General features: G+C 66.2%; 15 protein-coding genes. 4 read left to right on the forward strand and 11 right to left on the reverse strand.

What is annotated here, in order from left to right:
• Positions 1-21: 21 nt before the first annotated feature.
• The 8 genes from MJ607_RS11220 to MJ607_RS11255 form a co-directional block, all read right to left on the reverse strand.
• Positions 22-1,266 (reverse strand): hypothetical protein, encoded by a 1,245-nt coding sequence (locus MJ607_RS11220; RefSeq protein ID WP_243075671.1) that lies wholly within the window; start codon positions 1,264-1,266, stop codon positions 22-24.
• A 385-nt stretch (positions 1,267-1,651) separates the two neighbouring features.
• Complete coding sequence (locus tag MJ607_RS11225) at positions 1,652-2,254, reverse strand: hypothetical protein (RefSeq protein WP_243075672.1); 603 nt, start codon at positions 2,252-2,254, stop codon at positions 1,652-1,654.
• A gap of 194 nt (positions 2,255-2,448) precedes the next feature.
• Positions 2,449-3,396 (reverse strand): hypothetical protein, encoded by a 948-nt coding sequence (locus tag MJ607_RS11230; protein ID WP_243075673.1) that lies wholly within the window; start codon positions 3,394-3,396, stop codon positions 2,449-2,451.
• Between the two features lie 61 nt (positions 3,397-3,457).
• A complete protein-coding gene (locus tag MJ607_RS11235; RefSeq protein ID WP_243075674.1) occupies positions 3,458-4,828 on the reverse strand; it encodes an HNH endonuclease signature motif containing protein in 1,371 nt (456 codons plus the stop codon).
• Positions 4,829-5,035: 207 nt separating this feature from the next.
• Positions 5,036-5,398: a hypothetical protein gene (locus MJ607_RS11240; protein ID WP_243075675.1), complete on the reverse strand. Its 363-nt coding sequence runs from the start codon at positions 5,396-5,398 to the stop codon at positions 5,036-5,038.
• 123 nt (positions 5,399-5,521) lie between these two features.
• Positions 5,522-5,851: a DUF3467 domain-containing protein gene (locus MJ607_RS11245; RefSeq protein ID WP_243075676.1), complete on the reverse strand. Its 330-nt coding sequence runs from the start codon at positions 5,849-5,851 to the stop codon at positions 5,522-5,524.
• 142 nt (positions 5,852-5,993) lie between these two features.
• Positions 5,994-6,698: a thrombospondin type 3 repeat-containing protein gene (locus MJ607_RS11250; protein WP_243075677.1), complete on the reverse strand. Its 705-nt coding sequence runs from the start codon at positions 6,696-6,698 to the stop codon at positions 5,994-5,996.
• A gap of 211 nt (positions 6,699-6,909) precedes the next feature.
• Complete coding sequence (locus MJ607_RS11255) at positions 6,910-7,803, reverse strand: hypothetical protein (protein WP_243075678.1); 894 nt, start codon at positions 7,801-7,803, stop codon at positions 6,910-6,912.
• A 338-nt stretch (positions 7,804-8,141) separates the two neighbouring features.
• Here MJ607_RS11255 and MJ607_RS11260 point away from each other — a divergent pair, with 338 nt between their 5' ends.
• From MJ607_RS11260 to MJ607_RS11270, 3 genes are all read left to right on the forward strand, one after another.
• Positions 8,142-10,427: a trypsin-like peptidase domain-containing protein gene (locus MJ607_RS11260; protein WP_243075679.1), complete on the forward strand. Its 2,286-nt coding sequence runs from the start codon at positions 8,142-8,144 to the stop codon at positions 10,425-10,427.
• A gap of 43 nt (positions 10,428-10,470) precedes the next feature.
• Positions 10,471-11,631: a serine protease gene (locus MJ607_RS11265; protein ID WP_243075680.1), complete on the forward strand. Its 1,161-nt coding sequence runs from the start codon at positions 10,471-10,473 to the stop codon at positions 11,629-11,631.
• A gap of 80 nt (positions 11,632-11,711) precedes the next feature.
• Positions 11,712-12,479 (forward strand): hypothetical protein, encoded by a 768-nt coding sequence (locus MJ607_RS11270; protein ID WP_243075681.1) that lies wholly within the window; start codon positions 11,712-11,714, stop codon positions 12,477-12,479.
• A gap of 201 nt (positions 12,480-12,680) precedes the next feature.
• Here the strand turns inward: MJ607_RS11270 and MJ607_RS11275 are convergent, their stop codons facing one another.
• Both MJ607_RS11275 and MJ607_RS11280 read right to left on the reverse strand, forming a co-directional pair.
• Positions 12,681-13,424, reverse strand: a complete 744-nt coding sequence (locus MJ607_RS11275) for a thrombospondin type 3 repeat-containing protein (protein ID WP_243075682.1) — start codon at positions 13,422-13,424, stop codon at positions 12,681-12,683.
• Between the two features lie 259 nt (positions 13,425-13,683).
• Positions 13,684-14,889 carry a hypothetical protein gene (locus MJ607_RS11280; RefSeq protein WP_243075683.1) on the reverse strand — a complete coding sequence of 402 codons (1,206 nt, stop codon included), beginning with the start codon at positions 14,887-14,889 and terminating at the stop codon, positions 13,684-13,686.
• Positions 14,890-15,272: 383 nt separating this feature from the next.
• Here MJ607_RS11280 and pseI point away from each other — a divergent pair, with 383 nt between their 5' ends.
• Positions 15,273-16,334 (forward strand): pseudaminic acid synthase, encoded by a 1,062-nt coding sequence (gene pseI / locus MJ607_RS11285; protein ID WP_243075684.1) that lies wholly within the window; start codon positions 15,273-15,275, stop codon positions 16,332-16,334.
• On the opposite strand, the gene MJ607_RS11290 is transcribed toward pseI, so the two are convergent.
• The gene (locus tag MJ607_RS11290; protein ID WP_243075685.1) at positions 16,315-17,808 is read right to left on the reverse strand and encodes a bifunctional UDP-2,4-diacetamido-2,4,6-trideoxy-beta-L-altropyranose hydrolase/GNAT family N-acetyltransferase; all 1,494 of its coding nucleotides are present in this window, start codon (positions 17,806-17,808) and stop codon (positions 16,315-16,317) included. The genes pseI and MJ607_RS11290 overlap by 20 nt on opposite strands.
• Between the last annotated feature and the right edge of the window lie 57 nt (positions 17,809-17,865).

The following is a 17,865-nucleotide window of genomic DNA, read 5'->3' on the forward strand; positions in this document are numbered from 1 at the left end:
CAAGCGCGCGGCATCCCGAATTCAGGCGTAGGAGCGCGGGTCGACCGATTCCGGGGTCGGCCCGACACTGTGACCCGTGTGCAGCAGGGTCACCTCGTCGTACGCCGTGGGGGAGCGGTAGATCTGCATGTCGGTGCGGTGGCTGTACGAGCCGCCCGTCACGAGCTCGCCGCCCACGTACGTCGCGGGCACGGCCGGCTTCGACCAACTGGGCCACGCGGTCACGCGCGGCAGCCGCGTCTTGCCGCCGAACAGCCGCACGGGCTGCACCGAGCTGTGCTCGCCCTGGTTGAGGTAGACCTCGATCCAGCCCCGCTGGATGTCGGCCGACATCTTGATGCCGAGCACGATGTCGGTCCAGGCTCCGCGGTTGTACCCGAAATCGACGAGGAATCCGGGGTCGCCCCCGTTGAGCTGATTCGCGTCGATGTGGAAGCGGTCGGGGGCCTCCGCTTCCGAGTTGCGGTTCGCGTCGATGATCGTGATCGCGCCGCGTCCCGCGGGGTAGCTGGTCGGCTCCGATGCCTGGGGGCCGAACATCTGGAAGATCGCGATGTGCTTGTTGGTCTTCTCGGGGTCCGAGACCCTGACCGTCGGAAAGCCGCCCGATCCGGCCGCGCTCGAGTTGGTCTTCGGCACGTAGACGGCGAAGCCCACATAGAACGTGTCGCCTTCCGTGACGCCGCGCCACGGCGAGGCCGTCGGCTGCTGCGCCTGGAATCGGGGCGAGTTGGTGGGCTGGTCGGAATCGAAGCGCGCAGAGTCGGGAAGTGTCACCTTGATCGCCTTGCGGGACTTGCCTCGGACGGGATCGTTGACGAGCGAGGCGTAGGAGCGACCGAAGATCGTGCCGGTGAACGAAGCGAGCCACGCCGACATCGATGAGTAGTCCGCCGCCCATTCGATCTGTGGATTCCACGAGCGGTCGGCGAGGCCGCCGTAGTCGTAGTTCGCCGTGTACACGGGGAAGGGCTGCGTGGACTGCGGGGCGCCGCTGTAGGTTGCATGGACCTGGACCCACGCGCAGTAGTTGCTCGGCGAGAGCGTCGAGGTGTCCCTCAGTCGACGCGTCGTGTCCCACGGCGCGGCCTGCCAGATGTTGGTGCCGCCGATCCGCGTCATGGGGCGGGACGTCCGCCCGAGCGAGACCGAGACGGCGCTCGGGATGCCGGCGCCCAGGTCGAACTGCACAGTGAGCGGCACGATGCCCTTGTAGCTCGCGTCCGGTGTGAGCGAGGCCGACTGGATCGCCCAGACGCCGGCCATGGGGGCCCGGGCGTTCGTGAGGAATCGATCGATGGGGGATGTCGGCTTGGGAGTCGGCGCAGCAGCTGTCGCCGGAACAGCGGCGACGGCGGGCAGCGCGAGGGTAGGCAGGCCGACGGCGAGGCTCTTGACGAGGGTTCGGCGCGACAGGTGGGGGTTCTCGATGACGGGGCTCCCTTGGCGAGGTGCGCGATCGTTGGGCGGGGACGTCCTGCACCTCGACGATACTGAATCGTTATGACGGGCCTGTTTCGGGACCTTTGCCGCAGCATGGACGGTCGTCGGCCGCAAGCTCGCGATCGTGGACATCAGGGCCCAGGTGAAGAGGGTTGCGTGGGCGCATCGACGCCGAGGCCGCAACCCCGCTCCCCGCGTGTGAGGGGCTTTAGGGAGTCGGGCCGAGATCGAGGAACTCAGCCCCCGTGCCCTGGCCTGTCGCGGGCTGCACCGAGCCGCCCGGCGCCGAGGCGATGGCTGTCCAGGGGCTGACCGGAGGCGCCGAAGGGTGGCCCACTGTCAACGGCACGGTCGCCTCGAGCAGCGGCGTGAACGTGCCTGGCGTGACCGGGCCTGTGCACAGGAACGTGTACCGGATCCAGGCGACACCGCCGACATCGACAGTGACCCCTCCGCCCGCGGCGTTCCATCGCGGGCCGCCTTGCCTGAGCACCGGGACGCCTCCGACCAGATACTGGTCGTCCGCGTTCTCGATCGAGATGACGAGCGTGATCGAGTCGATCGTGCCCGACCCGCCGGGTGCGAACCCCACCGTCGTGTTGGCTGTGAGCCCCGTGATCAGGCCGCCGTCGCCGTAGGACCAGTAGTACGAGAGGTTCGTGAAGGTCAGCTCTCCGCTCGCCGTCGCGTTGCTCGCGGCGGCCGCGGGTGCTGTGGCGGCGATCACGATGACAGGCGCCGCCCACGCGCCCGCTCGCAGCAGCGTGCGGCGATCGATCGTTCCCGCAGAGTCGGTCGTGTGGTCGGACATGGAGCTCCTGGATGTCGCAGTATCTCCGGGGCGAGTCCGGATGGTGCACCGCAAGGGTAGCGCCCGCGATCCGGGCTCGGCATCCCCTTTCAGCTGTCCGGTTCATTGGGATCGCTCCCAAGGCTGTCCGGTTGCCGTTGCGCGGTGCGCATGCCGCGGCGGTCCGTCGCGTGATGCGGACTGCGTGCGGCCGATCAGCGCACTTCGCTCCAAGCGAGCGGCGGCGTCGGCAGCACGTACTCCTGATCGCGCTCGTCCCACCGCTGCGCAGTCTGCACGAACCAGAACGCCGCGAAGAGGGCGAGCGCGATCGCTTCGCAGATGAAGACGACGGGTGCGGGCTCGAGGCTCGCGGCGAAGAAGACGAGCACGATGAGGTCGGCGATGAGGGCGAGTGCGATCGCGAGGTAGAGCAGCTTCTGCCAGAGCTTCGGCTTGGACTCGGCATCCGTCGTCACGCGGAACGCGTTGATGATCGGCACCGCCGCGAACGCCCCGAAGAACGCGATCGTGACCGTGTAATGGATGCCGACAGGGAAGAGCCGGTTCGACGGGAACCCGTCGTTGAGGATCGGCACGAACGCGAGCGCGCCGAGCGCGACGAGGGTGATCGCCCCGACGACGGCGACCACGTAGATGCCCCGACCGCTGATGCGCTTGCGGCGCCGCAGCAGGAGCCCGATCGCCACGACGAGCACGAGCACGATCAGGTAGGTCGCGACGCCGTTGCGCACCTGGTCGAGGTACTGGTCGGGCACGCACATCGTGCGCGGCGGGCACGCGACGCCGAGTTCACGCTGGAGAGATCGGCCGTAGATGCCCGTCGGCACGATCGCGATGAGCGGTGCGAACACGGCCGCGACGTCGAGCAGTGTCGTCTCGAGTCCCCTCCCCGACAGGGCCGCGAGGGCGAGGGATGCCGCGACCAGCGCCCCCACGAACACCGGCTGCGCGGCGGAGTAGAAGTAGTGGCTGATCGACGGCAGCACCGCGCCGAGCTGCAGGGATTCGAGCCCGACGCTCACGAGGATCGCGATGACGAGCACGCCCAGCGAGAGGCGCAGATACCGATGGGTGCGGTGGCCGGTGGTGGCGGTATCCGGTCTCCGCGCATGGGGTTGCTTTGCATCCTCCGTCGGCATGCACGGATGCTATCGGTGCCGTTCACCCGCCTGGCGGCGAACCCGCAAGTGCGCCGGCTGTTTACGCCGCAGGGGCGTAGTCGAAGCGCGCTCGTCCTCCGAGCCGGGGCGTCCGCGCGGGGTCGACGTGGGCGGGCGGGATGAACCACACCTTCGCTCGCGTGCCCGGCCCGTCGATGCGGATCTCCCACCCGTTGTCGTGGATGCGATGGTGACACGACTCGCAGAGCAGCACGCCGTTTGCGAGGTCGGTGGGTCCGGCATCCCGAGCCCACCATCGGAGGTGGTGCGCCTTCGTATGCGATGGGGGAGCGCCGCACATCGCGCATCCCCCGTCGCGCTCCGCGAGTGCGAGCCGCTGGGCGTCCGAGAAGAGGCGCCGCGCGCGGCCCCAATCCAGGATCTCGCTGTCGCCGCCGAGCACGCACGGGATGATCGATCCGCCCGCCGCCATGCGCCTCGCCGTCGCGACCGAGACCGGCGTCGAGATGCCGTCGATCGTCGCGTGCCCCGTCCCGTTCACCAGGTCGTCGAGCGCGATCCGCACGACGATGGTCGCGCCGGCGAGCGGAAGGTCGCGGCGGTCGCACCCCAGCGCGTGCTCGGCGAGGCGGGTCAGGGCATCGGCCTGCATCTGTCGCACCGATCGGCGCGGCGCATCCGGATCGACGACCTCGGACCCGGATCCGGAAGGCACGGCATTGCGCTGCGCTCGCAGGTCTGCCGCGACCAGGGCCTCGAGCGCGGCCTTGATGGGCGCGCCACCCGCGGGGTCGAAGCGCCCCGAGAGATCGAGGGATCCGTCGCGCCCCTCGCGGAACGTGAGCCACCGCTCTGCTCGCAGCTCATCCTCGCGGCGCTCGACTCCGTTCGGATCGAGGAACGCCTCCGCCCGCAGCACGATCTTCGACAGCTGGTCGTGTGTCAGCCCCGGCGCCTGCGCGACGAGCCGATGCTCGGCCTCGTCGAGCGCCTCGCGAGAGGCCCGCGGCCCCACTCGGTCGAGCATCGTGACGACGACCGAGGCCGCATGCGCCCCGATCCGCCCGCTCGCGAGAGCCTCAGCAACGTGCGGATGCCGCGCCGGCGCCGCCTCTCCGCCGAATGTCATGCGCGGAGCCGTCGCCTCGCCGACCTGCACGAGGCGGGCCGCCTCGCCCGCCGTCGTGCCCATCGTCGCGGCGATGAAGACCGTCGGGTTGCGGAACCCCTGCTGCTTCGCGAGACCGCCTGACCCCATCTCGGGGCGGGACTGCCGCGCGATCTCGGATGCGACTCGGGTCTGCGCGGCATCCATCAACCGCCGTGCCTGGCCCAGCGACGCATGCAGGAGTAGGAGCGCATCAGCGGGGAGCGACTCGATCTCTCCGTCAGGACACATCGCCACCGCGCCGCCGACGACGTCGGCGAGAGCTGCGAGCGAAGTGGTCATAGAACAAAACTACTACCGGGCTCCGACATCTATAGAACACAGATTCGAAACTGTGGATAAGGTCGTCTTCACAGCACGCGGGAGTGTCGATCACGTCGCGTGAACGCCGTCACCAGCATCCGTCGACGCCGGAATCGGTCGGGATCCGCTGCCCTCGACGGGCGCGACAGGGTACGCCGGGCGCGCAAGGGCTGTCACCCGCGAGGCTCAGCGCCCGAAGTACCGGTTCGCCGAGCTCGTGTAGAGCAGTCCGAGTCCGATGGCGGGAAGGATGCTGCCGCCGATGGCTCCCCAGAGCGTGCCGGCGCCGAAGATCGAGATCACCTCGATCACGATCGTGAGGGCGAAGACGATTGCTGCGATGGTGCGCGCGGTCGGGTTGCCCTTCCAGAGCCCGACGCCCACGGCGAGCGTGATGATGCCGATGACGAGGCCGATCCACCCGAGGATCGCATGCCACGTGATGAGCAGTCCGCCGAGGATCTGGAAGAGCGACGCGATGATCTGGAAGAACCCTGAGAGCCACGCGATGATCGAGACGAGGGTGACGCCAAGCGGCCGGTTGGTCATGCAGTCACGCTACCGCTCGCGCGCCGCGGCCTTCGCTCCCCGGTCGTCGCGCGACCCTTCGACTCGCTTCGCTCGCTCAGGGTGGGGCTCCGCGAAACGAAACGCCCGCCCCCGGCCCCCACCTCAGTCCGGCATCCCCTGACCCGCCCAATTCTCCGGCGGCGCCGAGCGCCCCGTCTCGCGCAGCCACCGCTGCCCCTGCTGCGTGAGCGCCTCGATGAGCGGGAAGATCTGCTCCGGCGGAATCCGCACGCGCGCCGCGACCTTCACCGGCAGCCGCGCCACCTCGGCATCGCCCGTCTGCACGGCCGGGCCCTTCACCGACAGGAAGTCGAGCACGAACGTGTTCGGTGTGTGCCAGATGTTCGCGAAGTCCGCGAAGACCCCGGTCTCGTTCTCACTCGGCAGGTTCACGTCGAACTGGATCTGCGCAGGCGTGGCTTCATCGGTCACGCGCTCACCCTAAGCTCGGCCGCCGACACCGGCAAGGAAGACCCGGTTCCGGATGCCGCATCCACTCGGCGCACTCTCCGGTCGTTGAGCGACCCTTCGGCTCGCTTCGCTCGCTCAGCGCGAACTGCTCGAGCCTCGAGCGCTACGGCTCGACCGTCACGGGCTCTTCGAAGGTGATCGGGCATCCGACGTCGTCGACTCCATAACCCTGGTCGCCCTCGAATGGGCATTGATCGATATCGTCGGTGACCCCGTCGAGGTCTGAGTCCTGCGGAGCGGGAGGATTGGGGCATCCGGTGTCGTCGACTCCGTACCCTTCCTCGCCGCGGTCGGGGCAGGCGTCGATGTCGTCGGTGTATCCGTCGCCGTCGCTGTCAGCCGGGGGCACGTAGGGGTTGGGGCATCCGGAGCCGTCGACTCCGTAACCCTGATCACCGTCGAAGGGGCACGCGTCGATGTCGTCGGTGTATCCGTCGCCGTCGGAGTCGCCCGGCGGAGCGATCGGGCAGCCGACATCGTCGACGCCGTACCCCTGATCGCCGTCCCAGGGGCATGCGTCGATGTCGTCCGTGTATCCGTCGAAGTCGGAGTCCTGCGGATCGGGCGGGTTCGGGCAGCCCTCGGGATCGACCCCGTACCCTTCCTCGCCGCGGTCCGGGCAGGCGTCGACGTCGTCACGCACTCCGTCACGATCACTGTCGACGGGCGGCGCAATCGGACACCCTGAGGCATCGACCCCGTGCCCCTGGTCGCCGACGGTGAGGCACTTGTCGAAGACGTCGCGCACTCCGTCGCCGTCTCGATCGCGTTCGAGCTGGCCGAGCGCCGGCCCGAGGAGTGCGATCACCAGGAGAAAAGCCGCCAGAAGGCGTCGCCAAGCGCGCATGAGAAGTCCCGTTCGTCAGCCCGGCCCCAGCGCGCATACCCCGCCGTGATACTCGTCGCACGGCAGGGTGCCGTAAAGGCTCACCATCGAGGTCTGCCCAAAGGGGCGAGATTCGGGATGCCGCGTCCCGCGCCCTTCTCGCCGAGCCACGCGGCACGGACGTTCCGTCTCGCTAGACGTATCCGAGGGCGCCCAGCCGGTCCCAGATCCCGTCGTAGAGCGAGTCCTCCTCGAAGTACCCCGTGTGGACCTCGGGCAGATGCTTCGGACGACGGATCTCGCTGTCGACGGGGGACTCCGCGTGCGGCGTCGAGCCGACGGGAAAGACCGACTCGGGCGGGAAGACGGTGCTCGCGTAGTAGGAAAGGGGATCGCGGGGATTGTAGAAATTGAGCCACGGTTTGAACGGTCGAACGCCTCCTCCTCCGAGCGGCTCCGCGAGCCGCAGTACGGCGAAGAGCGGCATCTGACTGCCGGCCGTCACGAGCAGCGTCTTCGGCTGCTCTCGGTAGGTGAGCGCATCGACCGCGATGACTCCGCCCAGGCTGTGTCCCGCCACGACCATCGGGCCGTCGTACTTGGCGCGCTCGGCGGCGATCTCACGCGCGACCCACTCCCTGATGTTGTTGCGGTCGTTGAAATAGAAGAAGACGTTGCGAATGAAGTTTCCCGCGGCGACCGCGATCGCCGCGCGATTGTTTGCGAGCACCGTCGTGGCAGCGGCCAGGACTGCGCTCTGCACCGGGTCCTCCGTGCCGCCCTCGTCGTCGACGCGCTCGGGGCTCGGCTGCTCGATCTCCTTTTCGAACTCGTCGCCGAGCATGTCGACAAGATCGTCGAAGTCAGCGGCGCCCGTCGATTCCGGTGCGTCAGCGCCGCGCTGGTCAGGCGGAAGGGCGTCCGCAGGGTTGCCCCAGGTGCCGCCGAGGCGTTCGGCCCACGGCGGGCAGACGACCTTCCAATCGTGGAAATGCTCGTGCTTCGCGAGAATCTGGCCAATCCGGTAGGCATCTCCGTTGGAATCCGGGATACCGGTTCCGTGGATGAAGACGAATGTTCCAGGCACGACGACCTCCTCGGTCAGGGCGCCCGCAACCCCACGTTCAGGAGCCCATGCTGACGCGAACAGGATGGCAATCGGATGACTGCCGCGCAAGGGGCCGACGCACGGGCCGCGAGCAGGGTCCTACCGCTTGTGAGCGCCAGCGCACGGGAATACGATGCCCTCAGCAGCCCGAGGAGTCAGTCCAGCGGAGACGTAGGCTCCCCTATCGGGACGCGATGGCCGGTCAATGCGCCGGGCGATCTTTCATCGCCGCCGCGTTATCAGCCGCTTCCCCGGGACTTAGAGCGAAGGGGAAGTACGTCTTCCACCGGTCACATCGGCGGTCCTAGACTGCGGCCATGCTGGTGACGCTTCGCGTGCCTATCTCAGACGCACGAGGATTTTCAGCGGATCCGGCGATCGCAGAATCCGTCGTCCTGCCGCGGGGATGGGCAGAGGGCGACTTCGTGCGCGGCGTGGGCCGGATCACGCGGCGCCCCAGCGGAATCGTCGAGCCGTGGTCGTTCGAGGCGGCATTCGCCAACGGGCGACATCTGCTCGCCGTTCCGCCCGAATCCCTCGTGGCCTTCGCGCGCGACCGGCGGACCGTCGTGGAGGCGGTAAGAAAGCGGGCGTGGCAGGCGCTGGACGGCTCGAGTGCCCTGCTCGATCTCGACGTGGCATTTCAGATCAGGCCCCTTGCTGCGGCGGGCAGCGGGATGACGTCCTGGGACTACAAGCGCGCGGGCTCCGAGCTGTCAGACGATGTCGGCAACCTCGCCGGGCTGCCCGTTCGCGTTCGATCCGATCAGGTCGGGACGACTCGCCGTTTGATCACGTCCGGCTCTCAGCTGGCAGAACGATACGCGACGGCGACGTCGGCGGCTCCCGGATCGCGCAGGCTCGTGGGGCCCGGGCGCATCGCATCCGTTGTCGAAGCGGCGGGAGTGGATGTCGCGGACGACTTCCGGGGTGGCCATGAGACGGCGATGCTGGGCCGGATTCGGCTCTCGAGCCTCGATGTGCCCGTCGTGGGCGGCGGGGTCGTCAGGTGCCATGTCCTTTCCAGTTCGAGCACGTCCACCGGTGACCGCAAGCGCATTCGCGAACTGCGTATCCACCTCCTGCGGCTGCATTCCATCTTCGAACTCATGCGCTTTCTGACCAGTCAGGCGGTGACAGGTGCTTCTGCAGGTATTGCGGAAGAGCCCGGGACTCCCGCCTACGACCGGCTGCAGCAGACTCTCCTCGCGTGCGCGCGGACCGTGCGAACGGGTGCGGCACCCGGCCGTGCTGATCCCGAAGTGCTGCTCGATACCGCGTTCTTCGCTCGCCAGCTTGTCGACGCTGACCTTCAGACCATGCTCACCAGGGTGCTCGCCTCGGCCCGCCCGAAAGTGCGTGCCGAGGTCGAGGAGTTATTCGAGAGCGAGCGGAAGCGAAGCGCCGCCACTGACACGCGGCGCGATGTCGTACCCTCGGGGCCCACCCCCTCCGAACGGGTTGTGCCCGAGGGTTTGCGCCCGGGAGACGGGGATCCCGGAGAAGGGCCAGGAATAGCCGGGCCGGTTCAGAGAGGGTCCCAGCCATGGGACCTCAACAACCTCAGCGGTCCGCAGCGCGCGGTGCTTCGCAATGCGCTGCTTCGAGCGTTCAATCGAGCCGACCTCGACCGCATGCTCCAGGACAACGATCCACTCAAAGGGATCGACATTCTGGTGAGCCCCGGGGGCCTGCAGCACCAGGTCTTCGAGCTCATCGCCATCAGCCAGCAGCAGAGCTGGACCGATGATCTGGTGCTGTGGGCGCAGGCCGCACGACCGGAGAATCCGCTCCTCACGAACCTCGTCGACGATCTGCGCATGCTGGACGCTGTCGAGAAGGACGATCGGCTGTCCGGCCGATCGCTCGAGCAGACGGTCAAGGCGCGGTCCGACACTCTCGACTTCGCGGTGTGGCTGTTCCAGTTCGCCCGGCTTCGCGGCGTGGTGTGCCGCATCGAAGACGTCAACGACCCCCGCAAGGCTCTCGGCACGGGATTCCTCGTGGGGCGCGACCTGCTGCTGACGAACTTCCACGTCATCGAGAACTACACGGGCGAAGTACCCGCGATGGACAGGAGCACGCTGCTCTTCCGATTCGACTACGCCCTCGAGAGCACGGGAGCGCACTTCGGCAAGACCGTCTCCGCATCTTCCGACGGCTGGCTCGTGAGCAGTGCGCCCTACAGCCCGGATCCCGGCGAGGGCGTCGATCTCGACTACGCGCTGATCCGCCTTGCCGAGCCTGTGGGCGAAGACCCGGCGGGGGAGGCCACGCGAGGATGGCTGCAGCCCTCGACACTCGTGCAGGTGCCCCAAGCAAACGAGGTCGTCTTCATCGCGCAGCACCCCAAGGGCGAGCCCCTCAAGATGGCGGTGGGCACCGTGCTCGAGGCGCCGGTGGGCGGTCACTTCCGGTACGACACCGAGACGCAGGGAGGCTCGTCGGGTTCACCGTGCCTCGACGCGGCGCTCAACCTCGTCGGCCTCCACCAGGGAGGCAACAGCGACCGACCGCATGAGGCGCCCTACAACGAGGGCATCCCCATCGACGCGATCATCAGCGACCTGACGACCAAGGGCGTGTCGAAGTTCTGGGTGTAGTCGGCGACCGCAGGCGGGGTCACGACCGAGTGAGGGGGCTTGCATGGCGATCGATTGGGATGCCGAGACGGACGTTCCGGACCAGACGGTGCTCCTCATCACCGAGCCGCCAGGCGGGCCCCGCCGCAGAGGTCTCGAATCGACCGAGTTGCCGCAGCTCACCGACGGTGAGCGGATCGAACGGCTCGAGGCCTGCATCGCACAGCAGAGCGAGAGCGCGGGGTCGCGGCATCCGGATCCCGAACTGATTAAGCAGGTCATCCAAGGGGCGACGACGGCACTTGCGAAGGTGACGGATCCCGATGCGCGTTTCAGCTTCCGCGAGCGTGCCGGGCTGGAGGCGGTCGTGATCACAGACGGAACGCGGCCGAGCCTTCCGATCAAGGGTGGATTCGTCGATTCCGCCGATCCTCGCATCGGCGGCTGGGACCAGCCTTTTCGTCGGTTCGGCGACGCCATGAGGCGAGTCGTCGCGGCGGTCGGCAGGGTCAACATTCCGACGAACAAGCATTTCGCCGGAACCTGCTTCGCGATCGGCCCCGACCTTGTCATGACCAACCGGCATGTGCTCGAAGCCATCGCACGTGAGGTGGGCGCTGGAGAGTGGCGGCTCACCTATCCCGAAGCGACGACCATCGACTTCGTGGGCGAGGTGAACGCCCAGAGCTCGACGGCATTCAGAGTGCTCTCGGTCGCCTTCGCCGGACCCGACGCGATCAGGGACAAGATCAACTTCACGCGTCTCGATCTCGCCGTTCTCAGAGTCGAATCCGGCGGCGGCCTTCCCACGGCGGTGAGGCTCGAGTCGGATCCCGACGCTGTGAAGGATCGCCGAGATCTGTACCTGGTCGGCTTCCCCGCACGACCGAACGTCTTCCAGGGCGCCGGCACTCCTCCTCGCGGCAATGAGACGAGCGCCGTGATGGAGTCGGTGTTCGCGTGGAAGTTCGGGGTCAAGACGCTCGCTCCGGGCAGGGTGGCAGCGGCACCCGGAGATATCGAGGAGGACCCCAGAAAGTGGGTGTTCAGTCACGACGCATCGACCCTCGCAGGCAACTCCGGATCTGCGGTCGTCGACCTTTCGATCGACGGCGCACGCGTCATCGGACTTCACTTCGGGGGCCGCTCGCGAGACGAGAACTGGTCGCACGCGCTCGCGCGGATTCAAGAGCTGCCGCAGGCCGTCGACATCAGCTGGGTATGAGCCCGCGCGGTCCGGAGCAGTGTCATTGACGTCGATCTCGGATCAGTGCCATGCTCAGCCCAATCAGTAAGGGGGCTGGGATGTCGCTGACGATCGTTCACGCCGAAACGGCGACTCCCGCGCCACTCGACCCAGCATCGACTGCGGCGAATGTGGCTCTCTCGAACTACTACCTGGCGCTCACGCTGTTCATCGGAGCGATCGTCGTCATTGCGATCGCACTCACGTTCGCCTGGATGTACCATCGCGCCGCACTGACGACCATTCAGAAGTTGGCCAAGAGCGGCAAACAGGCTGTCACGACTTCCTCGGATGACGCGTTGACCGAGGGCGTCGATTCGGAGCCCGCGATCGTGGGGAGCAGCGCCGGCACCAAGGGCGAAGACTTGATGTTCACGGTGACGAATCTTGCCGATGGCGAAATCGTCACGTGGGATGTCTCGGGGGCGACCTTCAACGAGGTCGACGGCGGGCGCACGATCGTTGCGCAGTTCGCATCGGACGGCAACTACAAGGTGCGGGCGTCGATCACCGACAAGGCCGACGTCAAACGTGAGCTCGAACCTAAAGAGGTGAAGATCGGTGCCCAGGCGACTGCTCCTGCTCCGGCCATCGTCATCCCGTTCGTCGTGAAGAACTGGGGTCGGCTGGTGATCGTCCTGTTCGGCGTGGGCGTGATCTCGGCGCTCATGGCGACGAAGATTCTGGATGCCGCCGCCGGCGTCGGCATTCTGGGCACACTCCTGGGTGCCGGCGCTGTTGCGTCGACACCTGGAGCGCCGTCCGAGACTCCCGCGCAGCCCCAGGGCGGCGGGGCGGGTGGGTCCGGCGCGGGCTCGGGCGGCTGACCCGCGATTGACGGGTGACGAGGCGATCCAATCGGGCGGCGCTGTGTCCCCGCAACCCTGATCACATCAACGAGGGTGCAGTTCACCGCCTAATAAGGCCCGTCGACACGACCCGCCTTGACGCCGGGGACGAGGAGTCCGCCTTGCTGCGCCTAGACGGTCGTCGAGTGCGTCGAGTGAACCCACCGACTTTGGGAGCGGTTACGGCTCAGTCATCGTGGTTCCAGCGAAGGTGATCGGGCATCCGACGTCGTCGACTCCATAACCCTGGTCGCCCTCGAAGGGGCATTGATCGATATCGTCGGTGACCCCGTCGAGGTCGGAGTCCTGCGGAGCGGGGGGATTGGGGCATCCGGTGTCGTCGACTCCATACCCTTCCTCGCCGCGGTCGGGGCAGGCGTCGATGTCGTCGGTGTATCCGTCGCCGTCGCTGTCAGCGGGCGGTACGTAGGGGTTGGGGCATCCGGAGCCGTCCACTCCGTAACCCTGATCGCCGTCGTTGGGGCACGCGTCGATGTCGTCGGTGTATCCGTCGCCGTCGGAGTCGCCCGGGGCAGTGAGCGGGCAGCCGACATCGTCGACTCCGTAACCCTGATCACCGTCGTACGGGCAGGCGTCGATGTCGTCGGTGTAGCCGTCGAAGTCGGAGTCCTGCGGATCGGGTGGGTTCGGGCAGCCCTCCGGATCGATTCCGTAGCCTTCCTCGCCGCGGTCCGGGCAGGCGTCGACGTCGTCGGGCACTCCGTCGCGGTCGCTGTCGACGGGTGGCGCGATCGGACATCCAGAGGCGTCGACGCCATCCCCCTGGTCGCCGACGGTGAGGCACTTGTCGAAGACGTCGCGCACTCCGTCGCCGTCTCGATCTCGTTCGAGATGGCCGAGCGCCGGCCCGAGGAGTGCGATCACCAGTAGAAAAGCCGCCAGAAGGCGTCGCCAAGCGCGCATGACAAATCCCCGTTCATCACCCAGAACCCAGTGCGCAATCCCCGCCGAGATTCTCGTCCGACGCAGAGGCGCTGTAAAGGGCATGCGTCGATGGCCCCGCAAGAGGACGGAATTCGGGATGCCGGGTCGGGCCACCCACGTCACCGTCGTCGGCGCGCGCTAATCCATGACGCCGCTCGAGGCACCATGAACCTCGCGCGGTACGGGTGGGTATGTTCTACGTTGGGCAGTGAGCCGTCGACCCTGGCGACATCCCGAATCAGCTGGCCGCGCGCGAGGTGTTCCGGTCGCGCGTGGCGGCCCATCCGCCGGAGTGCGTGTCGACTCGGTCTGCGGCGCGAAGGCGTTCCATGGACGCGTCGACCAAAGCGCGCGGGTCAGTCGCCTTCGCACCCATGCTGTACCTCATGATCAGGTACCAGGTGAAGAGAACAAAAACGTTGTCGGCGCGGAGAAGGATGCTCTCGAGAGCCGCATAGATCATCACGGAAGTGAGGAAGGCGAGCTCGAGCGTCATCGTCCTACGCGACATCGTGATCACGGCTCGCCCGAACATGTAGCAGAACGCGACAAACAGAACGAGTCCCGCCCCGTAGAGCAAGTGCAGGTACGAGTTATCCACCGTGGCGACCGTGCCATGCTTCACCGTAATGCTGGTGAGCATGTGCCAGAGAGTGACGCCATCGAGGAACTGCCCGAAGAGCATGGGACGGAAGCTGAACAGTTGGTTAATCGTCGGATCGTCTCGCTGGGTGCCGAGCCACGCGGCAAGTGCGAGAAAAATGAGTGGCTGTAACGCAAGCACGGTACGGATGAAGGTGAGCTTTATGAGCGACCGCATGCACAGGGCGAGGATGCAAAACGCCAGGATGCCGTAGAAACCTCCGCGGCCGTCGGTCTGGGTGAACACCCACATTGCCCACGCGAGCACGACGATCGCCACGAGTAGACGACGGCGAACCTTCCATCGGTAGAAGTGGTAGATCGTCGTGACCGCAGCGCCAAACACAACGTTCATGAAGAACGGGACGCCCGCAGTCCCGAAGGTGTAGCGGGAGCGAATGTCGGCACTGACCCACGTCTGCGACGTGAGCAGTTCGTTGGCGGTAAGTCCCACGCCGAGAAACGCAAATACTAAGCCGAGCGAGAAGAGCGACGCGATCATGACCGCCCGCGTAAGTGCGCGCTCATCGATCGACCACATCGCGGGGACGAGGAGAAGTAAGTAAACGAGGGTCAGTTGATCAGGATTCTGCGTAACAAGGAGCAGGCAGACGCTGAGCAGAACTAGAAGCACCGTCCAGATAGGGACGATAGTCCGTCGTGCGAACATCACGAACAAGGTGATAGCGAGCACACTGACCCGGATGATGTTCTTTAGCGGCGAGTCCTCGGTTACCACCGTTTGGATCAGGACCGCGTTCGCGGCGATCGCCAGAAGCGCTATCTGGACCCAGATCACCATACCTAGCTCGCCCGAGGCATGGTGCCTAACTAGCGGCGGGTCGCTAGGCCTGGGAGGCACGCGCGACCATGGCTCGCTTCGCGCCGCCCGTCTGGACGCTGCGCGCGGCGAGTGGGTCACGCCAGCAGAATAGCCGCCCGAGATACGCGGAGCGACACCTCTAGCAGCCTGAGGCGATCCAGCATCCCCTTTTGGGTTCTTGCGATGGCGCCTGTCGCGGAAGACTGGCCCATGGCGAAGCAGCAGGTGCAGGCGCAGGCGCAGGTGCAGGCGTCGTCCCAGTCGGCCAACCGGCGAGTGTGTGGCCACCTCACATCGTGCCTGGCTCACGATGGTCAGTGAACGCGCGGAAGCGGGCCCACCGAATTAACTAAACTGTGCCGATGGGCAAGAAGGATCTGATCCGCATCGGCGACGTGGTCGTCGGGTCGGGGCAACCGATTTTCGTCATCGCAGAGATGTCGGGGAACCACAACGGGAGCCTCGAGCGGGCTCTGAAGATTGTCGACGCGGTGGCAGACAGCGGGGTTAGCGCCGTCAAAACCCAGACCTATACCGCTGACACGCTCACGATTGATCACGATAGTCCTGCTTTTCGCGTATCGGACAGTCAGGAACTATGGGGCGGAAGAACCCTATACGGACTGTACAAAGAGGCTCACACTCCGTGGAGTTGGCATTCGGTGATATTCGACCGCGCGAAGGACAACGGACTAATTGGGTTGTCTACGCCGTTTGACAGCACCGCCGTTGAGTTCCTTGAAAGCCTTAACACGCCGCTATACAAGACCGCCTCAGCCGAGATCGTGGATCTTCCCCTCCTGCGAGAGATAGCGCGGACTGGGAAGCCCATGATCGTTTCGACTGGCATGGCGTCATTGTCCGAGATTGATGCCGCGGTGAACGCAATTCGCAATGCGGGCGGGCGTGAACTCGTGTTGCTTGCCTGCACCGCTTCCTACCCCGCGGTGCCGGAGGAAGCGCGCCTAGGGAACATCGCGGTGCTGCGGGAAGCGTTCGACTGTCCGGTTGGTCTTTCGGATCACACACTTGGTATCGGTGTATCGGTTGCAGCTGCCGCTCTTGGGGCTGTTGTTATCGAGAAGCATGTGACGCTGGATCGCGCTGACGGGGGTGTGGACTCAGGCTTCTCCTTGACGCCTGACGAGTTCACGTTGCTCAAGACCGGGGTCGAGCAAGCGCGGGTTGCCGTAGCGAGTGGAGTTGGCTTTGGACCAACGGAGGGGGAGCAAGCCGTCTTCGCCTTGCGACGTTCGCTGTACGTCGTAGCGGACGTACGAGCTGGCGAGCCTGTCTCAGCTGCGAATGTGAGGTCCATCCGCCCGGCCGGGGGTCTGCCCGCTCATGAACTGGAGCGATTGCTGGGCCGCACGTTCGCAGTGGATGCCTCACGTGGCACCCCACTCACGTGGGATTTGCTGTAGCGGGGAAACGCCACCGCGAGTAGACCGCGAATCCGGCGGCGTCCGTGGGCTCGTGTGGCAGGTAGCCGGCCTTGGCGAACAGGCGTCGAGATGCAATATTGTCCCGTTGAACCGTCGCAAGCAGCCGCGTAGGGCGGGGTGCCTCGAGCTTCGCTTCGCCGGCCGCCAGGACGACGACGGCATACCCGCGACCCCTGAATATCGGGGCGACTGTGATCGACACCTCCCAGCCTTCGCTCCGTCGATCCCAACGGACTGTGCCCACGCTCTGGTCGCCATCTTCGATCACGAGAAGTTGCCGGTTGATTGCATCCCCGAGCACGCCGTCGAGCCATGCGACGTGTTGGGACCACGTCACTTCATCCTGAGATCGGGAGAAAGCGCGCGTCTTTGGGTGATTCCGCCATTGGAAGAGCAGACCCGCATCGGCTCGCGTGGCGGTGCGTGCCGTGAGCTTGACCTCGTCCGCAGAGGGCCGCACGTCGAGAAGTTGATCCCAGGCGGCCACAAGGCGCCAAGCGCCAAGGCCGTCGACCGTCGCTAGAAGTCTGTCCACGACCTGTGCGCGAGTACTCTCGGTCAGCAACATCTCGAGGAACGGTTCCATATCCTCCTCGTGTGCAAGCGATCCGAGCGGGTAGGCGAGGCCAGCCTCGACTGCGGCGTCATACCCAGCGCGCTGATTCTCCGTGACGCACACCAGACCCATCGGAATTCCCATGCAGGCGAAGTCCCATACTGATGTGCCTGCAGCGCTCACCACTGCATCGTGTCGCCGCGCGACTGCCGGAAGATCGTCCAAGAAGCTGCAAACCGTCACCTCGTGCGCACTTTGGGCCAGAGCCGTCTTGACAGCGCTCCGCTGATCCGGTCGACAGACAATCGTGAGTGCCAGAGGGGTTCTGATCCGTGCAAAACGCTCTGCGGCCCTTGCTGTGATGCGATTCGGATCGGTCCCGCCCAGCACGATCAGGATTCGCGGCCGACCGGTTCGAGGTCCCGCAGCCCCTCGTTGCGCCCGAACTTGATCGCGCACGATCGCAGCGGATGCGCCGGCCAATTGCGCCAAACTTGCCTCCGGACGCTCGAATGACCGCTCTCCGAAAAGATTGGCATCAATCGCAAGATCGGAAGGCCGTGCGCCGAATCGGCCATCCTGCATACTGCTGATGACGATTCCCGCCCGACGCAGGTCATCCGTGACCCGGTAGCTGTCGAGGTGCAGCACCTGGAAGCTCGCACTGGCCTCCTCCGAACGGCTCCAATGGTCGAGTTCAGTTACCCTGATCGTCCGAGTTGGCAAGGTGGGCTGTGCGCGGCGAATGAAACTCGTTGCGGCCTCATCCCAATGCCCGGCGAGCGTTACATCCCACTTGGCACGCTGGGCCTCCTGCGCCACCGCGAGGGACCGCATCATGTGGCCCATGCCCTCCTTAAGGCCAGCGTCGCAAAAGATCAGCGCTCGTTTGCGCATCGGGCTCCTTGCCAGCGGGGGCATCCTGAGTTCAAACCCCGTACTCGGTGCATTGTA

Source organism: Microbacterium sp. SS28 (assembly GCF_022761035.1).
Lineage (GTDB): Bacteria > Actinomycetota > Actinomycetes > Actinomycetales > Microbacteriaceae > Microbacterium.

Coding starts and splice junctions, on each gene's coding strand:
- MJ607_RS11220 (WP_243075671.1), bottom strand. CDS start 1,266: ATGGCCGGCGTCTGGGCGATCCAGTCGGCCTCGCTCACACCGGACGCG.
- MJ607_RS11225 (WP_243075672.1), bottom strand. CDS start 2,254: ATGTCCGACCACACGACCGACTCTGCGGGAACGATCGATCGCCGCACG.
- MJ607_RS11230 (WP_243075673.1), bottom strand. CDS start 3,396: ATGCCGACGGAGGATGCAAAGCAACCCCATGCGCGGAGACCGGATACC.
- MJ607_RS11235 (WP_243075674.1), bottom strand. CDS start 4,828: ATGACCACTTCGCTCGCAGCTCTCGCCGACGTCGTCGGCGGCGCGGTG.
- MJ607_RS11240 (WP_243075675.1), bottom strand. CDS start 5,398: ATGACCAACCGGCCGCTTGGCGTCACCCTCGTCTCGATCATCGCGTGG.
- MJ607_RS11260 (WP_243075679.1), top strand. CDS start 8,142: ATGCTGGTGACGCTTCGCGTGCCTATCTCAGACGCACGAGGATTTTCA.
- MJ607_RS11265 (WP_243075680.1), top strand. CDS start 10,471: ATGGCGATCGATTGGGATGCCGAGACGGACGTTCCGGACCAGACGGTG.
- MJ607_RS11270 (WP_243075681.1), top strand. CDS start 11,712: ATGTCGCTGACGATCGTTCACGCCGAAACGGCGACTCCCGCGCCACTC.
- MJ607_RS11275 (WP_243075682.1), bottom strand. CDS start 13,424: ATGCGCGCTTGGCGACGCCTTCTGGCGGCTTTTCTACTGGTGATCGCA.
- MJ607_RS11280 (WP_243075683.1), bottom strand. CDS start 14,889: ATGGTGATCTGGGTCCAGATAGCGCTTCTGGCGATCGCCGCGAACGCG.
- pseI (WP_243075684.1), top strand. CDS start 15,273: ATGGGCAAGAAGGATCTGATCCGCATCGGCGACGTGGTCGTCGGGTCG.
- MJ607_RS11290 (WP_243075685.1), bottom strand. CDS start 17,808: ATGCGCAAACGAGCGCTGATCTTTTGCGACGCTGGCCTTAAGGAGGGC.